General features: G+C 39.4%; 16 protein-coding genes, 3 pseudogenes and 1 riboswitch. Of the genes and pseudogenes, 10 read left to right on the top strand and 9 right to left on the bottom strand.

Features of this window, described 5'->3' with window-relative positions:
* Positions 1 to 282 precede the first annotated feature (282 nt).
* The 3 genes from JCM21531_RS14915 (at position 283) to JCM21531_RS14905 (ending at position 4,242) form a co-directional block, all read left to right on the top strand.
* Positions 283 to 1,146 (top strand): hypothetical protein, encoded by an 864-nt coding sequence (locus JCM21531_RS14915; protein ID WP_038291069.1) that lies wholly within the window; start codon positions 283 to 285, stop codon positions 1,144 to 1,146.
* A 178-nt stretch (positions 1,147 to 1,324) separates the two neighbouring features.
* Entirely contained in the window at positions 1,325 to 2,086 is a 762-nt protein-coding gene (gene sigI / locus JCM21531_RS14910) for an RNA polymerase sigma-I factor (protein WP_038291067.1), read from the top strand.
* On the top strand, positions 2,083 to 4,242 hold the full coding sequence (locus JCM21531_RS14905; RefSeq protein WP_243467784.1) for an endo-1,4-beta-xylanase: 2,160 nt from the start codon (positions 2,083 to 2,085) through the stop codon (positions 4,240 to 4,242). Before sigI ends, JCM21531_RS14905 begins: the two co-directional genes overlap by 4 nt.
* 104 nt (positions 4,243 to 4,346) lie before the next feature.
* Here the strand turns inward: JCM21531_RS14905 and JCM21531_RS14900 are convergent.
* From JCM21531_RS14900 to JCM21531_RS14885, 4 genes and pseudogenes are all read right to left on the bottom strand, one after another.
* Positions 4,347 to 5,098: pseudogene (locus JCM21531_RS14900) on the bottom strand (ABC transporter ATP-binding protein).
* Between the two features lie 27 nt (positions 5,099 to 5,125).
* A pseudogene (locus tag JCM21531_RS14895) lies at positions 5,126 to 6,152 on the bottom strand (ABC transporter substrate-binding protein).
* A 5-nt stretch (positions 6,153 to 6,157) separates the two neighbouring features.
* Entirely contained in the window at positions 6,158 to 6,787 is a 630-nt protein-coding gene (locus JCM21531_RS14890) for an ABC transporter permease (RefSeq protein ID WP_243467781.1), read from the bottom strand.
* Between the two features lie 105 nt (positions 6,788 to 6,892).
* The gene (locus tag JCM21531_RS14885; RefSeq protein WP_038291065.1) at positions 6,893 to 7,180 is read right to left on the bottom strand and encodes a thiamine-binding protein; all 288 of its coding nucleotides are present in this window, start codon (positions 7,178 to 7,180) and stop codon (positions 6,893 to 6,895) included.
* A gap of 77 nt (positions 7,181 to 7,257) precedes the next feature.
* Positions 7,258 to 7,364: riboswitch (TPP riboswitch) on the bottom strand.
* 202 nt (positions 7,365 to 7,566) lie between these two features.
* On the opposite strand from JCM21531_RS14885, the gene JCM21531_RS14880 reads away from it, so the two are divergent.
* The 5 genes from JCM21531_RS14880 (at position 7,567) to JCM21531_RS22705 (ending at position 9,958) form a co-directional block, all read left to right on the top strand.
* Positions 7,567 to 8,115, top strand: coding sequence for an NADH peroxidase (locus tag JCM21531_RS14880; protein WP_038291063.1), 549 nt, complete (start codon positions 7,567 to 7,569; stop codon positions 8,113 to 8,115).
* A gap of 303 nt (positions 8,116 to 8,418) precedes the next feature.
* Positions 8,419 to 8,751, top strand: a complete 333-nt coding sequence (locus tag JCM21531_RS17965) for an RNA polymerase sigma factor (protein ID WP_243467780.1) — start codon at positions 8,419 to 8,421, stop codon at positions 8,749 to 8,751.
* Entirely contained in the window at positions 8,748 to 8,909 is a 162-nt protein-coding gene (locus JCM21531_RS22715; RefSeq protein WP_243467779.1) for a sigma factor-like helix-turn-helix DNA-binding protein, read from the top strand. The genes JCM21531_RS17965 and JCM21531_RS22715 overlap by 4 nt, the downstream gene beginning before the upstream one ends.
* Positions 8,899 to 9,429 (top strand): DUF4179 domain-containing protein, encoded by a 531-nt coding sequence (locus tag JCM21531_RS22710; RefSeq protein ID WP_243467778.1) that lies wholly within the window; start codon positions 8,899 to 8,901, stop codon positions 9,427 to 9,429. The genes JCM21531_RS22715 and JCM21531_RS22710 overlap by 11 nt, the downstream gene beginning before the upstream one ends.
* The gene (locus tag JCM21531_RS22705; protein WP_243467777.1) at positions 9,353 to 9,958 is read left to right on the top strand and encodes a hypothetical protein; all 606 of its coding nucleotides are present in this window, start codon (positions 9,353 to 9,355) and stop codon (positions 9,956 to 9,958) included. The genes JCM21531_RS22710 and JCM21531_RS22705 overlap by 77 nt, the downstream gene beginning before the upstream one ends.
* A gap of 28 nt (positions 9,959 to 9,986) precedes the next feature.
* Here the strand turns inward: JCM21531_RS22705 and JCM21531_RS14865 are convergent, their stop codons facing one another.
* From JCM21531_RS14865 to JCM21531_RS14850, 5 genes and pseudogenes are all read right to left on the bottom strand, one after another.
* Positions 9,987 to 10,670: a sensor histidine kinase gene (locus JCM21531_RS14865; protein ID WP_243467776.1), complete on the bottom strand. Its 684-nt coding sequence runs from the start codon at positions 10,668 to 10,670 to the stop codon at positions 9,987 to 9,989.
* Positions 10,667 to 11,011 carry a hypothetical protein gene (locus JCM21531_RS22700; protein ID WP_243467775.1) on the bottom strand — a complete coding sequence of 115 codons (345 nt, stop codon included), beginning with the start codon at positions 11,009 to 11,011 and terminating at the stop codon, positions 10,667 to 10,669. Before JCM21531_RS22700 ends, JCM21531_RS14865 begins: the two co-directional genes overlap by 4 nt.
* A complete protein-coding gene (locus JCM21531_RS14860; RefSeq protein WP_038291062.1) occupies positions 11,004 to 11,687 on the bottom strand; it encodes a response regulator transcription factor in 684 nt (227 codons plus the stop codon). The genes JCM21531_RS22700 and JCM21531_RS14860 overlap by 8 nt, the downstream gene beginning before the upstream one ends.
* Before the next feature lie 27 nt (positions 11,688 to 11,714).
* Positions 11,715 to 13,770 (bottom strand): annotated as a pseudogene (locus JCM21531_RS25190) (FtsX-like permease family protein).
* A complete protein-coding gene (locus JCM21531_RS14850; protein WP_038291060.1) occupies positions 13,760 to 14,533 on the bottom strand; it encodes an ABC transporter ATP-binding protein in 774 nt (257 codons plus the stop codon). The pseudogene JCM21531_RS25190 and the gene JCM21531_RS14850 overlap by 11 nt, the downstream one beginning before the upstream one ends.
* Positions 14,534 to 14,744: 211 nt before the next feature.
* On the opposite strand from JCM21531_RS14850, the gene JCM21531_RS14845 reads away from it, so the two are divergent.
* Together JCM21531_RS14845 and JCM21531_RS14840 are read left to right on the top strand one after the other, a co-directional pair.
* Positions 14,745 to 15,011 carry a hypothetical protein gene (locus JCM21531_RS14845; protein WP_038291059.1) on the top strand — a complete coding sequence of 89 codons (267 nt, stop codon included), beginning with the start codon at positions 14,745 to 14,747 and terminating at the stop codon, positions 15,009 to 15,011.
* A gap of 323 nt (positions 15,012 to 15,334) precedes the next feature.
* Positions 15,335 to 17,869 carry a beta-propeller domain-containing protein gene (locus JCM21531_RS14840; protein ID WP_038291057.1) on the top strand — a complete coding sequence of 845 codons (2,535 nt, stop codon included), beginning with the start codon at positions 15,335 to 15,337 and terminating at the stop codon, positions 17,867 to 17,869.
* Positions 17,870 to 17,956: the final 87 nt, after the last annotated feature.

Raw genomic sequence — 17,956 nt, 5'->3', positions numbered from 1 at the left:
CAAATAAGTAAAATTACATATCTTATCCCAGATTCGCTTATCAACTTCATCTGTAAAATTTGCTTCTATGAAATTTGCTTAATATTCAAAGGCCTTTTTAATAATATCATTCATAATTCTTTCACACACTTTATATTTTCTTTGAGATTATATTGGGGCTATTGATTCCAATATAATCATATCAGAAAACCAGACAGAAAAAGAAAAGGCGAATGTAATGATTTAATAAGTGATATGCAGTTTTGCTTTTATATGGTAGAATGTTATAGAGGGGGGGAATTTGTGAGCAGAAATACTATATCAAGGTATTTACATGTGCAGTTATTGATAATTGCATTGTTTGTGATATTTTTACCTTTAACGGCTTCGGCAGATTTGGGGCCAAAGCCTTCTTTGCATATTATTGCTGAAAATATGCCCGATGGAGTTTGCTATCTTGATTTGCTTGTAAATTATACGCTGAAACATGGACGTCCAAACATTTCAGACGAGACGAAATATGAGCCGAAGATGCTGGAAGTATTGAAAAAATACAATGTTGACGGTTGGCGGCCTGCGATGGTTACGGGTACGGAAATACCTATGTTTGGTGATATTATATGTGATGTCAAAGATGGAAAATGCACCATGGATTTTACATATATAGGGATACCTGACGAATTTAAAATTATAGTTGTAACCGCTGATGGTAGGACTGTCGTTTCCAACGTGGTAAAAAGGAAAGCGTTTGATAGCACCGTAAACTTCGATTTTATGACAGGGAAAGCAGCGGAACGTTCTGCAATCTCTTCCTACTTTCTTCAATTTATTTTTACGTGCTCAGGAACATTGATTATTGAAGGGATTGTATTATTGCTTTTTCGCTTTAGCTTAAAACGTAACTGCAAGCCATTTGTCGCAATTAATGTATTTACTCAAATTTTACTGACCCTTGTAATATTTACAATGATGTATAGGGAAGGGATAATGGCGGCGTTTTTGGTGTATTGGCCATTTGAATTAATTATATTGATAATCGAAGCCTGTTTGTTTGCGAAATTTTTACAGCAGCATTCCAAAGTAAGACGGGTACTATTTGCCTTGACAGCCAATATTGTGAGCTTCGCTGTAGGAATTGCATTAATGATGAATCCGGCATTATGGTAATTATTTTTACAGTTGCAGAAAGCATTTGGTATAATACATCCAATTCACTGTACAAAAAGCGCAAGACGGTAGGAGAAATCAAGCGGCAAATGAATTAATATCCTATGAATGCTGATGATGCGACATAAAGCTATTCCAGTCTACGAATTCATATAGGAATAAGGGGTGAAGTTAACCGGTGGATTGGCATTCTCAGAGTATCAATGACGACAGAGAACGCACGAAAAAGATTATTATAGAGTTTCTGAATAAAATAAAAGCCGGGGATAATTCTGCAAGAGATGAATTTATCCTAAGGTTTAAGCCTTTTATACTAAAATTGGTATATAAGGCAACTGATAAACATGTTGAGCCGGAAAACAGTGAAGAGTACAGCGTTGCTTTATTGGCCTTCAATGAAGCTATCAATGCTTATGATGAGGACAAACATCCGAACTTCCTGGTATTTTCAGAACAGGTTATTAATAGAAGACTTATTGACTATAAAAGGAAGAATCATAAAAACAAAATGGTTTATCCCTTTTCTTACTTTGAGAACGAAAACATCAAGCTTGAAAGAACTCTTCCGGATGTTGATAGCTCAAGCGCAATTGAAAGACTGGAATTCACAGACGAAATTAGACTTTTTAAGTCAGAATTGGCTTCTTTCAACATATCTTTTAAGGATTTACTGTCTTGTACTCCCAAACACAGAGATTCGAGAGAGCTGTTAATAAATATTGCCAGAAAAGTAGCAGGAAATGACGGGCTGTATGAAAAGCTTAGAAAAACCAAAAAGCTTCCTACATTGGAGCTATTGAAACTGGCAAAAGTTAGCAGGCGGACTATAGAAAGGAACAAAAAATATATAATTGCAGTAAGTTTGATATTAAGAAGCAACCTCGAAATCTTCAGGGAGTATGCTGCGAGCAGCAAGGAGAAGGAGGTGGATTTGCGGTGATTATAGGAAAAGTAATTGAGCTGTACGATAAAACAGCTATTATAATGACTGACGACTTTGCGTTTTTAAATGTGGTAAAGAAGCCTGAAATGGCGGTTGGACTGAAAGTACATGTAAATGAATCGGATATAATTGAGCCGAATCGTTTGTTGCGCAGATATTTGCCGGTTGGAGCTGTTGCTGCATGCTTTGTGATGGTATTGTCTTTGGCGCTAATGTTTTTTAACGGCAATACTTCAAGGAAGGATATATATGCGTATGTCGGTATTGATATAAATCCGAGCATTGAGCTTTCTGTAAACTATGATAATAAAATAGTTGAAGCCGATGCATTGAACCGGGATGCTGAGACACTGCTAAAGGAGCTTGAACTAAGAGGGAAAACGGTAGTGGAAGCTCTTAGGGAGGTTGTGCAAAAGAGTAAGGAACATGGATTTATTTCGGAGGAGAAAGAGAATATAGTCCTTATATCTGCCGCCTGTGATTCTAAAGTTGAAACAGGCCCGAAAAATGAGGACATTGAAGATAAAATGGGCGAGCTTTTGAATGATGTGAACAAGGCAGTTCTTGACCTGAAAAACAGCGGTGTTAAAGCCAAGGTTTTAAAGCTAACCTCCGAGGAAAGGGAATTATCCAAAGAGGAAGATGTTTCCATGGGTAGGTATGCCGTATATTTAAAAGCGAAGGAACAGGATGTGGATTTAACTGTTGAGCAGATTAAAGATGCGGATTTGCTGGAGCTCATTGCCAAGGTAGGCATTGATGATGAAGATATTGTAGTGGAAGATAATGAAAAGAAGGATACAATAAGTCCGGATCCTACAGCAAGTGCTGTGCCGGAAGCGACTGAGACAGTATCGGCTACATCAACACCCGGCAGGGTAGAAGGCGGTACTGTGACTGGTTCTGCCGGCAGTACACCCACCGTTACTAAAGATGGTACAACAGGAAAGGCAACTGATATACCGGCAAAATTGTCACCCGGGCAATCTTCGCCGCGTCTGTCGGAATCCCCTGCTCCAACAAAAACCGCGGCAAAAGACAAGGAAAGTCCGACACCAAGGATTTCACCTACACCGACGGTACCTTTAACCGGTATACCGTGGATTGACAAATCGAACGAAAAGATAAATGAAATTCGAAAGAGAAATGTACAAATAAAGATTGTGGATTCAAACAATAGGCCGATAGATGGAGCTTATGTGGAGGTAACCCAGACCAAACATGCCTTTGCATTTGGTGTAGCGATTACGAGAAAAGCGATGTATGAGCCGAATTATTCAAAATTTATAAAAGATTATTTTAACTGGGCTGTGTTTGAAAATGAGTCCAAGTGGTATTCGAATGAACCTAATATGGGAATGGTAAACTATGCCGATGCGGATTATTTGTATGAATTCTGCAAAAGCAACGGAATAAAGGTGAGAGGACACAGTATTTTCTGGGAGGCTGAAGAGTGGCAGCCACTGTGGGTAAGGGGACTTGATCCGTTTGCTCTGCGTTTGGCTGTAGACAACCGCCTAAACAGTGCTGTAAGTCATTTTAAAGGTAAATTTGCTCACTGGGATGTAAACAATGAAATGATTCACGGCAATTTCTTCAAGAGTCGATTGGGTGACTCCATCTGGCCTTATATGTTCAACAAAGCAAGAGAAATTGACCCGGATGCAAAGTACTTTGTAAACAACAATATAACAACCTTGAAGGAAGCAGATGATTGCATAGCCCAGGTAAACTGGCTTAGGTCTCAGGGAGTCCGCATAGACGGCGTAGGAGTACACGGACACTTTGGCGAGACGGTGGACCGTAATCTCCTTCAGGGAATACTTGACAAACTGTCTACACTGAATTTACCGATATGGATTACCGAGTACGATTCGTTTACAGCGGATGAATATAAAAGGGCGGATAACCTGGAAAATCTCTATCGTACGGCTTTCAGCCATCCTTCCGTCGAGGGAATCATAATGTGGGGCTTCTGGGAAAGAGTACACTGGAGAGGAAGAGAAGCCGCAATAGTAAACGATGACTGGACCTTGAATGAAGCCGGCAGAAGGTTTGTCTCATTGATGGATGAATGGAAGACCAAGGCCAATGGAAAAACAGATGGCTCCGGCAGCTTTGGTTTCAGAGGATTTATGGAACATACAGGGTAACAGTGACAATACCGGGAAAAGGAAAATTCGACTATCCGTTAAATCTGAATTACGGCAGCGGAACATTACAAAGTACCTATAGGATTCCATAAAATTGTTTCGGATTAGAGGAGGCCTTTTAAAAGAATATCTTTGTATTCGAGGAATTCCCTGGATGAAAGCATTTCCCTGTTTCTTGGACGGGGAAATGCTATATCCAGGGTTTTTATGACATGGGCAGGTCTATCGGATAGTACATATACCCTATCCGATAGAAAAATTGCCTCTTCAATGTCATGGGTTATAAAAAGGACGGTCTTTTTGTGCTCAATCAGGACTTTCAACAACCATTCCTGCATTTTTATCCGGGTTATTGCGTCAAGTGCCCCAAAGGCTCATCAAGAAGCATTGTATCGCTGTTCATTAAAAAAGTGCGAAGAATACCTGCTCTTTGCTTCATTCCGCCGGATATTTCACTTGGATAAAAGTTTTCGAAGCCTTGAAGGCCAAACTCCTTTATGAGGTTTTCGACTTCAATTTTTTTGGACCTGTCCTTTTTGCCGCTTATTTCAAGGGGTAGGATGATGTTTTCGTATACCGTGCGCCAAGGCATGAGAAGATCCTTTTGAGGCATGTAGCCAAATTGGAAGGAGGAAGCTTTTATGCTTTCTCCGTTTACCGTTATGTTTCCCGAAAAGTCCTTTTCAAGGCCAGCCAAAATCCTCAGGACTGTGCTCTTGCCGCAGCCGCTCGGACCTATCAGGGATACAAACTGGTTTTCATGAACCTCAATATTTATATTGTCTAAAACTTCTAGAGTTTTTTTGCTCACTTTGAAAGTCTTGCTTAAATTTTCTATCTTTATTTTAATACTCATTTTCCACCTTAAATACACGTAAATTTATTATTTGCTGTTTTGCAAAAAGTCATTTGTAAAGGCTTTTTCCACATCTATCGGAGCATCTATAAATTTGTTCTCATAAAGCCAGTTCATGTATCTTTCCCAGACTTCCTTTTTCTGCATTCCCCAATAGGGGGCATCATCCTGGAACTTTGAGGCCAAAAACTGCTGGCTTTTTATCACAAGCTCCCGGTCAAGCTCCGGTGCCAATTGAAGCAGGCATTCGGCAGCCTCGTCAGGATTTTCTATGGCAAATTTATAGCCTTTTCTACAGCTCTCATAAATTTTTGCACCAGCCCGGATTGCTCTTGATATTATCCTCATTTGTAACAATTACAGGAGTATAATAGTCAAAGATATCGGAGAGTTCCCTTAAAGGAATATAGTTTAGTTCAACTCCATTGTTTGTGACATTAATGAAATCCCAGCCTTCAAAAATCCATGCAAAATCAATTTGACCGGTTTCGCTTGCCTGAAGGAAGTCTGCTGTGCCAATGGTGAGAATTTGAACCTTGTCCGGGTCTCCTCCTGCATCCTTAACAACCTGCCTTACCATGGCTTCTTCAACCTCCGAACCCCATCCGCCGTATCTTTTGCCTTCAAAATCCTTTGGGGAAACGATTTGCTTGTCTTTAAGCGAGCCAAAGCCGGAAGTATTGTGTTGTATAACCGCTGCCAAAGATACCAAAGGTGCTCCGGAAGAACGGGCAAAGGTAACGCTTTCCTGATAGCTGATTCCAAACTGTGCAGTGTTGGAGGCTACCAACTGGTCGGCAGATGACTCCCCAGGCTGGATTATATCAACATCCAGACCCTCTTGGGCAAAATATCCTTTTACCTTAGCGACATAGATTCCTGTGTGGTTTGTGTTGGGAACCCAGTCAAGGACAAAATTGATTTTTTGGGTTTCATCTCCGGAAGAAGTTTCGTCAGGAGATGGCGAGGGGGTACTCCCGATGCTGCATCCTGTTGCAGCGAATGCAAATATAATCATCAAACATATTGCAGTTAAAATATTTCTTCTTTTCAAAGCACTCATCCTTTCACATTCCATTTTATAAATCTTTTTTCAATAAGTTTTATCAATGCATATAATAAAATACTGAAGGCTGAAATAATTGCAATGTCTGCAAACATTGCGGCAGTTTTGAAAGAGTTCATTGACCTTGTAAGGAAAATGCCAAGCCCGCTTTTGGCTCCTGTCCATTCCGACATAATTGCACCCATAACGGCGTAAGCCGCTGCAATTTTTAAGCCGGAAAAAAAGTGAACCAGCGCCGACGGGAGTTTTAATTTCATAAATATCTGAAGCTTACTGGCATTCATGCATATCAGCAAATCTTCAAGGTCTTTGTCATAAGAACTCAAACCTTCCGTAAGGTTTAGAGCTATAGGGAAAAATACCACAAGAACGCAGACAATCAGCTTTGCCACAATGCCGAATCCAAACCAAACCGTAATCAAAGGTGCAACAACAATTATGGGTATGGTTTGGGACAAAAACATAAAAGGGTAAAATATGCTGCGAAACAGTTTGAAACTGCTCATGAGCAAAGAGAGCAAGATTGCAAGCACCAGCCCCAGTATAAAGCCCAATACGGTTTCTGCTATGGTCACCATTGAATGATGAAGCAGTAAGTCTCCGGACTTTATAAATTCATTCAAGACGCTGAGGGGGCCGGAAGTATGTATTCTTTTATATTCTTAGTTCTTGTAAATATTTCCCATACAACCATAAAAACGGCAACAGCAATGGATGAATAAAAGGGATTACCTATATTTTGAAATTTTTTCATCCATTGTCACGCCTTCCTTTTTGTAATCGATTTTAACCACAGACAAAACTCTGCTTGCACCTTCTGAAATACATATATCCTGAGCTCTTTTGACAATTTCTAAAAGGGTGTCGAGTTCGCCTTCCATGGTAGTCTCCATTGGACCTACTTCATATTTGACGCCGCTTTTGGCAATCAAATCAATAACTTTGTCTACAACAGGATAAATCTGATTTTCGGGTACACATGGAATAACCTGCAGTGATACATTAACAGTTGCCATATTTATACCCTCCTTTCCCACACTTTAATATCCGCACAGCGGTAAAAACGGCAAAAACCGCCCAACATAGGCGGTTCAATAGAAATCTACTCATTCCCTACGCTGGCATTACCCAGATCAGGTTAAGGGTTGAGGGAAACTCCCTTCTCTCAGCCGGCATACACCAGCACCCCTATGCGATATTTTAATTTTGTCTTTTATAATAACACATTAATTAATGGAATACAACAACTTGACTAATATATAATCTATTAATTATATAATGAATTAATTTTTGTTTAGTGTCCAATTACGAGGGTATATATTATAAAGTGTTAATAGTGCTACCAAAGTACTTTGGTATTTAATATTAAAATTATTGTTTGATTTTATGGAGGTAGTAATTCATGAAGAAATTTGTTTGTTCAATTTGTGGCTATGTACATGAGGGAAATGAAGCACCTGAGCAGTGTCCGCAATGTAAGGCGGCAAAGGAGAAGTTTATTGAGAAGAAGGAAGATGGCTTGCAATGGGCCGATGAGCACAAAATCGGTGTTGCTTCAGGTGTCGACCCTGAAATTTTGGAAGGGTTAAGAGCGAATTTTATGGGTGAATGTACCGAGGTGGGTATGTATCTTGCTATGAGCCGTCAGGCAGACCGCGAGGGCTATCCGGAGATTGCTGAAGCCTATAAAAGGATTGCGTTTGAAGAGGCAGAACATGCTGCTAAATTTGCGGAGCTACTTGGTGAGGTTGTGCATGCTGACACAAAGAAGAACCTGCAACTTAGGGTAGAGGCTGAATACGGTGCTTGCAGCGGCAAAAAGGAGCTTGCTACAAAGGCAAAACAGTTGAATTATGATGCCATTCACGATACAGTACACGAAATGTGCAAGGACGAAGCAAGACATGGTCAGGCATTTAAAGGACTTTTAGAGAGATATTTCGGGAAATAATACATAACGTAAGATAAAAGCCCTTGACGGTTGGTAATCAGCTGTCAGGGGTTTTTATTTAGCCTCTTGGAATGAAATGAAAGAGGCAAAAGCGAAGGGACTCGATGTCCCGAGCTTTTATTTTCACTTTTGTAAAGTCCTGTTTAAAAGCATAGTACTTTTTATACCGGACAATAATTGTGAAAATATGGTTATAAATATTGGAGCTATTAAAATCTCAAAGGAAATGATAGTATATTTTTAATTTTAGTGCAGCTTTTTATCCCGCCAAAAGGTATTTATGGTGAAAGGGGGATTTAAATTGTGGAGCAAAAGTCTTTGTGTACGGGTGATGATGTGGAAAATGTTATAAGGTCATACTCCAATATGGTTTATAGATTGGCTTTTTCACAAACAACAAATAAAAGCGATGCGGATGATATTTATCAGGAAGTCTTTCTTCGATATATCAGGAAAAGGCCGCAGTTTGAGACTGAGGAGCACAGAAAAGCTTGGTTTATTCGCGTTACAGTAAACTGCTGCAAAAAAGTGTGGGTGTCGGCTTGGATAAGAAAAAAAGCTCAATGGATGAATCCATTGCTTTTGAAACCAAGGAAGAAGTCAATCTCCACTATGAACTTCAAAAACTGCCTATGAAATATAGGGCAGTAATACACCTCTTCTATTATGAGGATATGAGCATAGAAGAGATAAGCAGAGTATTAAAGCAAAAACCGTCTACCACCAGAGCGCAGCTCACCAGTGCAAGATATAAGCTTAAAGAAATTATGAGTAAGGAGGATTATGATGTTTAAAGAAATGTATCGAAACATGAATGAGCGAATTCATCCCGATCAAGAGCTTGTAGACAAAATCCTTCGCTTCGCAGGCGGGAATAAAAGCGAAACAATCAAAGCAAAAAAATTGCTCCTAAAACCTGCTGCTGTTTTGGCAATGCTTTTGGTAATTGCTTTGACTGTGACACCTATACTTGCTTCAAATGTGACTCTTATTTATCAAATCATGTACAATGTTTCTCCGGCTATAGCCCAATTTTTTGTGCCTGTACAAGAATCCTGCGAGGATAACGGTATTAGAATGGAAGTTGTATCGGCATATATTCATGATAACGTAGCTGAAATCTATATTACAATGCAGGACCTTGCAGGGGAACGCATAGATGAGACAATAGACCTTTACGACAGCTATTCCATCAACCGCCCGTTTGACAGCTCGGCGACCTGCGAGCTTGTGGGCTATGACGAGGCAACAAAAAACGGCAACTTTTCTTATATCCATAACAGAGTGGGGCAACAAAAAAATAGTTGGGGATAAAATAACTTTTTCTGTCAGGGAATTTTTAAGTGACAAGAGAATATACAATGAGATACCCATACAGGTAGATTTGACTAATATTGACGATGCATCATATACAAAGGAAGTTTCTCCCGGTGGAGGAGGCGGTCCAAAATACGAAGAATATGTTTTCCATGGTTATGGAAGTAAAACTAAAGTTCTTGCACCATCATCCCCAATGGATTTTCCGGTTGAAGGAATCGACTTTACAGGCATTGGATATGTGGACGGTATGCTTCATATTCAAACATCTGTTGTAAATAATTTGACAAAGGATAACCACGGATACTTTTTCCTTAAGGACAAGAGCGGAAAGAATGTCCAGTGTATTTATAATGTTAGTTTTAGCGAAAATATTGATAGTGACAACCGGGTTCATTACGACGAGTTTGTATTTGATATTCCCAAATCGGAGATAAGTAAATATTCGCTTTACGGAACTTTTGTTACGAGCGGGATGTATACCAAGGGGAACTGGCAAGTGACATTTAGGCTTGAAGAGAAGTAAATGACAATTAACAGGACTTGAAAATCATTCAAGTGCGCGAATCGTCTACAATGGGGAAAAGAATTTTCATTGTAAAACCTTTTCCCCATTCGGATTCAACATTCAAAAGTATATTGAGATCTTTTGCAATTTCTTTTGCAAGATACAGCCCCATACCGGTGGCTTTTTTTCTCCCATCCCCCGAATCGCCGGTAAAGCCTTTCTCAAAGATATACGGCAAGTCACAGCTACGCACTCCAATTCCATTGTCACTGACGGACAAAACGAAATTAAAGTCGGTCCTAACGGCTTTTATGCATAACTGGGGACAGGTGTCAGAGCTGTACTTGATAGAATTGCTGATGACCTGGCTAATCAAAAAAGCAAGTCCTCTTCTGTCAGAATATACGAATATGTCGGGAACCTGCATTTTAATCTGAAAGCGTTTTTCCTCCAACAGTGGCAGATAATCATCCAATACTTCACCGATGCACGTATGAAGATTTATAAATTCAAACAGATAGTCCTTTTGAGTTCCTTTTAATCTGGAATAAAACAGCATTTGACTGATAAACTCTTGCATTCGGTTTCGTATATAATCTAGTTTGAACGCAAAATTTTCAGGTAGTTCGTCCCTTCGGTTGTCCAATAGCATTGTAAGCAGAGAAAGAGGGGTCTTGGTCTCGTGAGCCCAGGCCTCTACATACTCCTCATAATCCAATACACGGGTCAATAACTGTTCGATGGAATCATTTTTTCACGTAGTACCCGTCCCAACAAGAGAATCATTTCCTTTTCTGCATCACTGCATAATTTTAGGAGTGATTTTTCGTTGATATCGTCCGGACTACTCAAAAAGCTTTCAAAAGCCTGCCTCTTTTTATGCTCATGATTACAGACCACTACAAATACCACAGAAAACAGAAGCAATGTTGCAAGGATAATAAAGCCCATTAATGCGTAAAACGACTGTATATCCGCAAGCCATAGGAGGATTGAGGAAAGTCCGTCTACACATAACAACAATGCCAGCCAGGGAGCATACTGCTTAAAAATCTTCCAATTTTCATTCATAAGAATTTTCCTCCATGGTAAGCTTATACCCGACTCCGCGTACCGACACTATTTTTTGGCGCATTTTTAAACTTGACATTGTCTTTTTCAATCGGGTCAAATTAACCTGAAGAGCATTTTCATCGATAAATTCGGTTGTTCCCCAAATAGCCAGGCACAAGTCATCCTTTGTAACAATATCCTGTCCTTGCATTAGAAAAACCTCCAATAATTTTCCCTGATTTTTAGGAAGAATAACAGATTGATTATGAATATACAGCGTATATGTCTGACGATCCAAGAGGAAATCAGCGCCCTCCAAAAGATTGGTGCGGCCTTCATACCGTTTTAAGACATTCGCCACTCTAGCAAGCAAGCGTTCTTTTCTGCACGGCTTTGTCAAGTATTCATCTGCACCTAAATCCAAGGCATGAAGTTCATCCCTTAGCTGATCCCGGGAAGTCAAAACAAGCACAGGAATTACACTTTTTTGCTTTATCTCTCTACAAATCTGAAAACCGCTGACACTGGGAAGGTTTAAATCCAGCAAAATGAGATCGGGAGAAAGTGAAAGTAGTTGCTCTGTTACGTTTTCAAAGGACTCAACTGCATCAACTTTATATCCGGCTTTACTTAGCATATCTTTTAATTCTTCCCGCATAAATGCTTCGTCTTCAACAATTACAATATACTTCATGCTTTCTCTCCCCTCCTCAAAATTTTTTCATTCTTCCCGTTCCGGTACCATGAGTGACAGAATATAACGATTGCCGGATTTTTTGACCGCAACCATATAGATACATTCTACCACACAAAGCAGCAACACCATAGCGGCGGAAATCATTATCATTGCAGGAATATTATTTTTAGTTCTTGAGGATAACAAGCCGCTAAACAGAGCCCGAATGCCGAAAATGCTGCTAATTGCCGCAACAGCTGTGGGGATGCCGAAATACCACCTAATCTGTTTTCCGGCTGAGTAGCATAGTGTTTCATACGAGGCACCCAGACGAATCAAAGTCTTGTACCGCCTGCCGGTTTTTTGCTGCCACGTAAGGAATTGAACTCCGATGATAGTATTGGCAATTATTAGAAAAATAATAGCCAAATAGATTGTTATATAGCTTGCAGCAACGATATAAAACAGCTGACGACCCATATTCTGCAAATAGCTTTCGTAGATTAGACCTGCAGCATCGAGCTTCTCATTTGCTTCTAATATAGCTCTTAAAAGACTTTTGCCGGCTACTTGCTCCGGATTTAAGACAGCATTTAAGTAAATATCATAATCATTTACGGTAAAACGTTCAAAATCCGTATCCGGCACAATCAAAGCGAAGGATAATGTAATGGAACTGTCTGTTACAAGGTCTGTACTTTGAACAGTACCGACGAGGTGATAATTCTCCCCGGCGATTTGAACTTCGGGATTTTGAGCTAAAATTTGATTTAGCATTTCTAATTTGGCCGGCGAAACAAACCCGGTATCCATGTAAACGGCTGCCTCGCCCTCCATAAGTTCAATAGTGGGCTTTTTTGCAATAGATAGAAGCCGGTTATAGCCTGAGAGAGAAATCAAATGGGGATACGTCTCATAACTAAAATTATTCAAGAGAACATTTCTGTCGTCGCTCTCCGGCATACGGGATAAATATTCCATTACAGAATTCATCTGAAACGCATTGCTATAATCCTCTGCCGATCGAATATACTACTCTCATCTCAAACAGCTCAGAAAATAATAAATCTAGCTTTTGAGATGCTAAAGTTTCCTTGACAACAGCCATATCCTGTGAAGTACTATCAAAGGTATAATCTAAAACATGCTCTTCTGACTCACTATAAAACTGTGCAATGGCCACACCTGCACCAAAACAGCATAACGCCGCCAAAATCAAAAGGGAGCTGATAGCCAATGTAGTGGAACGGTGAATGACATTTTCCTGAAGCTGCCGGAAGGTAAAGGCCAGAAGCTTTTGGTCATTACCGCTGCGTTTTGCCAAAAAGCCCATAATTACACGAAAGCCAAAAAACAGTAACAATGTGCCGGTAAATCCGAGGATTAGAGTAAGCCCCATTTTGTCAACTTCATGCCAAGCCAGGCCACTGATTGCCATACCGTATGCAGCCGCCAAGAAAATAACACCAACCGACAATGCCAAGGCATAAACAATGGAGGGCAAGTCCTTTTTTGCACCTTCCGGTGTCTCCACAAGTAACGAACCTATCTCCTGACGTGCTATTTTACCGCTCAGAATAATAAAAGCTATCAACTTAATGAGGTAAAACCCAATTGCCGTCCACAAGATAGCCTGAAAGGAAATTGAAATTTGATGACCTACAATGCCGAGCCCTACGAGGCGCGCCGTTACCAAACTGATAAACTCCGATAATAAAATTGCAATCGGCAATCCCGTGAAAAGCGCCATTATACTGCTACGAAAATCTTCTGCCAGTAACATAAAAATCAATTTCGAGCGGCGCATTCCCATCATCAGATAAATACCGAATTCGTGCTTGCGCCGTTCCAATTGAAATTTGCTGGCGAAATAGACCAGAAAGAACAGAATAAATAATGTCATTCCGTAAAACAACGGTATCATGGTAAGGAGTTTGTTTACAGCAGCACTTTCCAGCTTTGTAAGAAAAATCATAACGTCTTGCTTTGACAAAGACAAAATATTATAAAACGCAACTATGGATATCAGAAGGGATGCAAAAAACAATCCGTTTTCTTTTCTGCTTCTTTTACTGTTACGGGAAACCAACTCAAAGAACATTTGCAGTCCCACCTCCCAATTGTGCCATAACTTTTAAGATGCGCTCATAAAATGCCTGCTGCGATTCTTCTGGAATATTTCTACGAAGCTCATGAAAAATCACTCCATCCTGAATGAACAAAATTCGCTTGCAGTAGCTTGCTGCATTGGAATCATGAGTTACCATTAATATAGTGGCATTATACTCTTGATTTAGGCCCAGAAGTTTTTCCATCAGTAATTTTGCATTTTTAGAGTCCAATGCTCCTGTCGGTTCATCTGCCAAAATAATACTTGGATTTAGAATCATTGCCCTGGCAGCAGCAACTCTCTGCTTCTGACCGCCGGCCATTTGAGAGGGAAACTTGTCCAATACATCTGTAATTTCCAAATATGAAGCAAGCTCCGTAATCCTCTTATCGCTTTCGCTTTTAGGGATATTATGAAGAGACAGGGGAAGGAGAATGTTTTCCCGGCCCGTCAAATTATCCAAAAGCTCAAAATTCTGAAACAGATAACCGATATGTTTTCCTCTGTATTCTGCCAAATCGCTACCTTTCAGTGATTGAATTTCCCTTCTTCCCATAATAATCTTTCCGCCGGTAGGCTGGATTACAGTTGCAATGCAATTTAAGAGAGTTGACTTGCCCGAACCGCTGCTTCCCATAATGCCAAGGAATTCTCCCGGCATAACTTGAAATGTAACACCATCTAATGCTTTTGTCTGATTTTCCGGCTTTCCGTAATATTTACATAAATTTTCGATTTCAAGAATGCTGTTCATATTGTATGCCTCCTTTAGCTTCTAGATATATCTTATCATCTATAGCTTCAGATAAACACTTACACTCAATGAAAGTTTCCTTATTAAATATTTGATTAATAAAACTGTTTTGCCTTCCATTTTGAGGTATCTTATGTTACAATAAGGCATGAATCACGTATGTGTTTAAGTTGCAAAGATTTTTTACACACACTTTCATCCTGACCGCACAATGGGGGGTAGAATTATTGAAGAGTTAAGGGAAGATAAAACAGAAGAATACGGACCTATAATTGTAAACTATCCCAAAAGCGGCATCGATATCAGCTTCAACCAAAATACACCCATACTTGATTTGTTTGAACAAGCAGGATATTGCTCTTTGAATAGTGAACCACTTATAAGAGTTGATGATATCTTAATTACACAAATTTTACTTGATAATGAACTTGCTTGCAATATTCACCCATTTGGAAGAGTCAGACGGTATGTCGTATGATGAATGTTCCTGCTGGAAAAACAGTACGGGCATTTGAATATAGTGTTTTCTTATGATGGGATGGAAATAGAAATATAATTATATGCCTCAACGTTATAATATTGCGCCAATTGAGTCTCACATTAAAAGCAGGTTTTGGGAAATACAGAAAGATACATTGGATTAAGTTAAAGCAAATCCAAAGCATTTAAAATATGCTGAAGTGACAGGATAAAAGGATATTTATGGGCTGTGATGAAAAAGAATAAAGGGATACTGGAACTTTTTTTAGCGAAATTCGTTTTTACTAAATATACAAAATAAAATTGAAAGGAGTATTTATTATGAAAAAAGTTATAAATGCATTGTGCATCGTAGTTGTGCTTGCTTTGACGATTATACCTCTAAGTATGTCTTTTGCCAAAGGCAGTGCAAAAGGCCAGCAGAATATAGAGAATAATAGCATGGAGGGCAAGGGCATAGAGGATAGATTGAAGGAGGCCATTGCATTATACATAGGAAGCTCTCAGGCAATTGTAAACAATGTTGAAACACAGGTTGATTCAACAAATGCCAATGTGAAACCTTATATAAAAAATGACAGAACCTTGGTGCCTGTGAGGTTTGTATCGGAGAGTACCGGAGCTGAAGTTGATTGGGACCAGCAAAATTCTAAAGTTACTGTAAAGCTGAACAACAAAGTAGTAGAGCTTGTCATAGGAAATAAGACCATGAAGGTGGGAGACAAAGAAGAAGTTCTGGATGTGGCTCCCGAAATAAATGAAGGAAGGACTTATCTGCCGTTAAGAAGCCTTGTGGAAGCACTGGGCAAAAAAGTTTTTTATGACAGGGGACTCATTATTATAAGCGACAGGGAAAATGTATTTGACGCATCCAAGGACAAGGGCCTGATTGATGAGGTTATCTCAAGGGTAAACAATCTTCCGAGAGTAGGCTCGATTGAAGACCTTAAAAAGATTCTTGGAAACAGCAGGCTAAGTTATGGAAGAGGAGGCAATTATTTCACTGATGATATAGCGGTTACGGCTGATGCTGTTTTTGCGCCTGCTCCTGCTGATGAAAAATCCAAAGCTGAAGAAAATTCTTTTGCCGATGCAGGGGCCTCCATGGAATATTCCACTACTAATGTACAGGTTCAGGGAGTGGATGAAGCAGATGTCGTTAAGACCGATGGCAAATATATATACCAGATAAACAATAACCGGGTGGTTGTCATCAAGGCATACGATACTGTTGCCGGAAACGCTTATTCAGCCTCCGGAATGAAAATAGAGAGTATGCTGAATTTTGATGATGACAGTTTTTATCCGCAGGAATTATATGTGGACGGTGATTATTTGGTTGCTATAGGAACCTATTATGAAAAAGCGTCGGTGGACACTATGTCAAATAAGCGTATGGCTTATGACATATATCCGAGCTATTTGCAAAAAAACACCGTTAAAGCGATAGTTTTTGATATTAGCGACAGGTCAAATATTAAAAAACTCAGAGAAGTAGAAGTTGAAGGGAACTATGTTTCTTCCCGAAAAATAGATTCTGTTCTTTATCTTATCTCAAACATGTATCCCGATATTTATTACTTGGAAACTGAGCCCGACAGGATAACTCCGGACTATAGGGATACTGCCGTTTCGGATAAATATATCGATTTGAAGTGTACGGACATAAGATACTTTCCGAATTCTACAGAATCGAACTTAATGAGTATAGCTGCCTTTGATATAAAAAGCAATGATGAAGTAAATGTGCAGACATATCTTGGTGCAGGGGAGAACATATATGCATCGAGCGAAAATCTCTATGTATCCGTTACAAACTATAATTACAATTTAGTTCGTCCTCTTCCTGTTGATATGGTGACAGTTGAACCGGATACTGCAGTTTCAAGCGAAATTCTGGCAGAACCGAAAATTGCCGTTTTGCCTGTGAATAGTGAAACTACAACAGTGTATAAGTTTTCACTTAATGGAACAAAGGTCACCTATTTGAACAAAGGAGAGGTTCCCGGCAGAATATTGAATCAGTTTTCAATGGATGAACATAACGGTTTCTTCCGCATAGCTACGACGGTTGGTAATGTTTGGGGAACAGGAGATAATATTTCAAAAAACAATGTCTATATTTTGGATGACACCATGAATATTACCGGAAAAATTGAGGATATTGCACCGGGAGAAATGATTTATTCGGTAAGGTTTATGGGAAAACGGGGTTATATAGTAACCTTCAAGACAGTGGACCCTCTGTTTGTCATAGACTTGGAGGATCCGTCAAATCCAAAAATTCTTGGAGCTTTAAAGATACCGGGTTATAGTGATTATTTACATCCATACGATGAAAATCATATAATAGGCTTTGGTAAGGATACGGTAGAAATTAAAGGCAATGCATATTACAAAGGTATGAAAATAGCGTTGTTTGATGTTACCGATGTGACAAATCCGATACAAAAGTTCTCTGAAATTATCGGAGACAGAGGTACAGAATCGGATGTTCTAAGAAACCACAAGGCTCTGCTGTTTTCAAAGAGTAAAAACCTTCTTGCCTTCCCTGTGACGGTTATGGAAGTAAATGACGCTGTTGAAAAGTATGATCTTGCATATGGAGAGTTTGCTTTCCAAGGTGCATACGTTTACAATATTGATATTGAAAACGGCTTTAAGCTGAAAGGTAAAATTACTCACCTGTCTGATGAAGAGTATCAAAAACCGGGCTATTACTACAATACGGAAAAGTATGTTGAGAGGATTCTGTATATCGGTGACACCCTCTACACATTGTCCAAAGGTATGGTTAAAGCTCATGAGCTTTGGGGCATGGAAGAGAGTGGAAGTGTGGTTATTCCAAAAAATTAAGTGGATTATAAAAATAATTCATAAATTATTTACTTTTTATTAATATATTTAGTGATATAATAATTATAATATTTTGTAATTTGGGGG

Origin of the sequence: Acetivibrio straminisolvens JCM 21531 (genome assembly GCF_000521465.1) — a bacterium.
GTDB classification, from domain to species: domain Bacteria; phylum Bacillota; class Clostridia; order Acetivibrionales; family Acetivibrionaceae; genus Hungateiclostridium; species Hungateiclostridium straminisolvens.
This window is presented reverse-complemented; position numbering and strand designations above follow the sequence as displayed.

Bases quoted from the DNA above. Each gene is read 5' to 3' on its own strand.
- JCM21531_RS22705 (WP_243467777.1), top strand. From the start codon at position 9,353: ATGACGAGGCAACAAAAAACGGCAACTTTTCTTATATCCATAACAGAG.
- JCM21531_RS14850 (WP_038291060.1), bottom strand. From the start codon at position 14,533: ATGAACAGCATTCTTGAAATCGAAAATTTATGTAAATATTACGGAAAG.
- JCM21531_RS14880 (WP_038291063.1), top strand. From the start codon at position 7,567: ATGAAGAAATTTGTTTGTTCAATTTGTGGCTATGTACATGAGGGAAAT.
- JCM21531_RS22715 (WP_243467779.1), top strand. From the start codon at position 8,748: ATGAAATATAGGGCAGTAATACACCTCTTCTATTATGAGGATATGAGC.
- JCM21531_RS22710 (WP_243467778.1), top strand. From the start codon at position 8,899: ATGATGTTTAAAGAAATGTATCGAAACATGAATGAGCGAATTCATCCC.
- JCM21531_RS14860 (WP_038291062.1), bottom strand. From the start codon at position 11,687: ATGAAGTATATTGTAATTGTTGAAGACGAAGCATTTATGCGGGAAGAA.
- JCM21531_RS14885 (WP_038291065.1), bottom strand. From the start codon at position 7,180: ATGGCAACTGTTAATGTATCACTGCAGGTTATTCCATGTGTACCCGAA.
- JCM21531_RS22700 (WP_243467775.1), bottom strand. From the start codon at position 11,011: ATGAATGAAAATTGGAAGATTTTTAAGCAGTATGCTCCCTGGCTGGCA.
- JCM21531_RS14845 (WP_038291059.1), top strand. From the start codon at position 14,745: ATGGGGGGTAGAATTATTGAAGAGTTAAGGGAAGATAAAACAGAAGAA.
- JCM21531_RS14840 (WP_038291057.1), top strand. From the start codon at position 15,335: ATGAAAAAAGTTATAAATGCATTGTGCATCGTAGTTGTGCTTGCTTTG.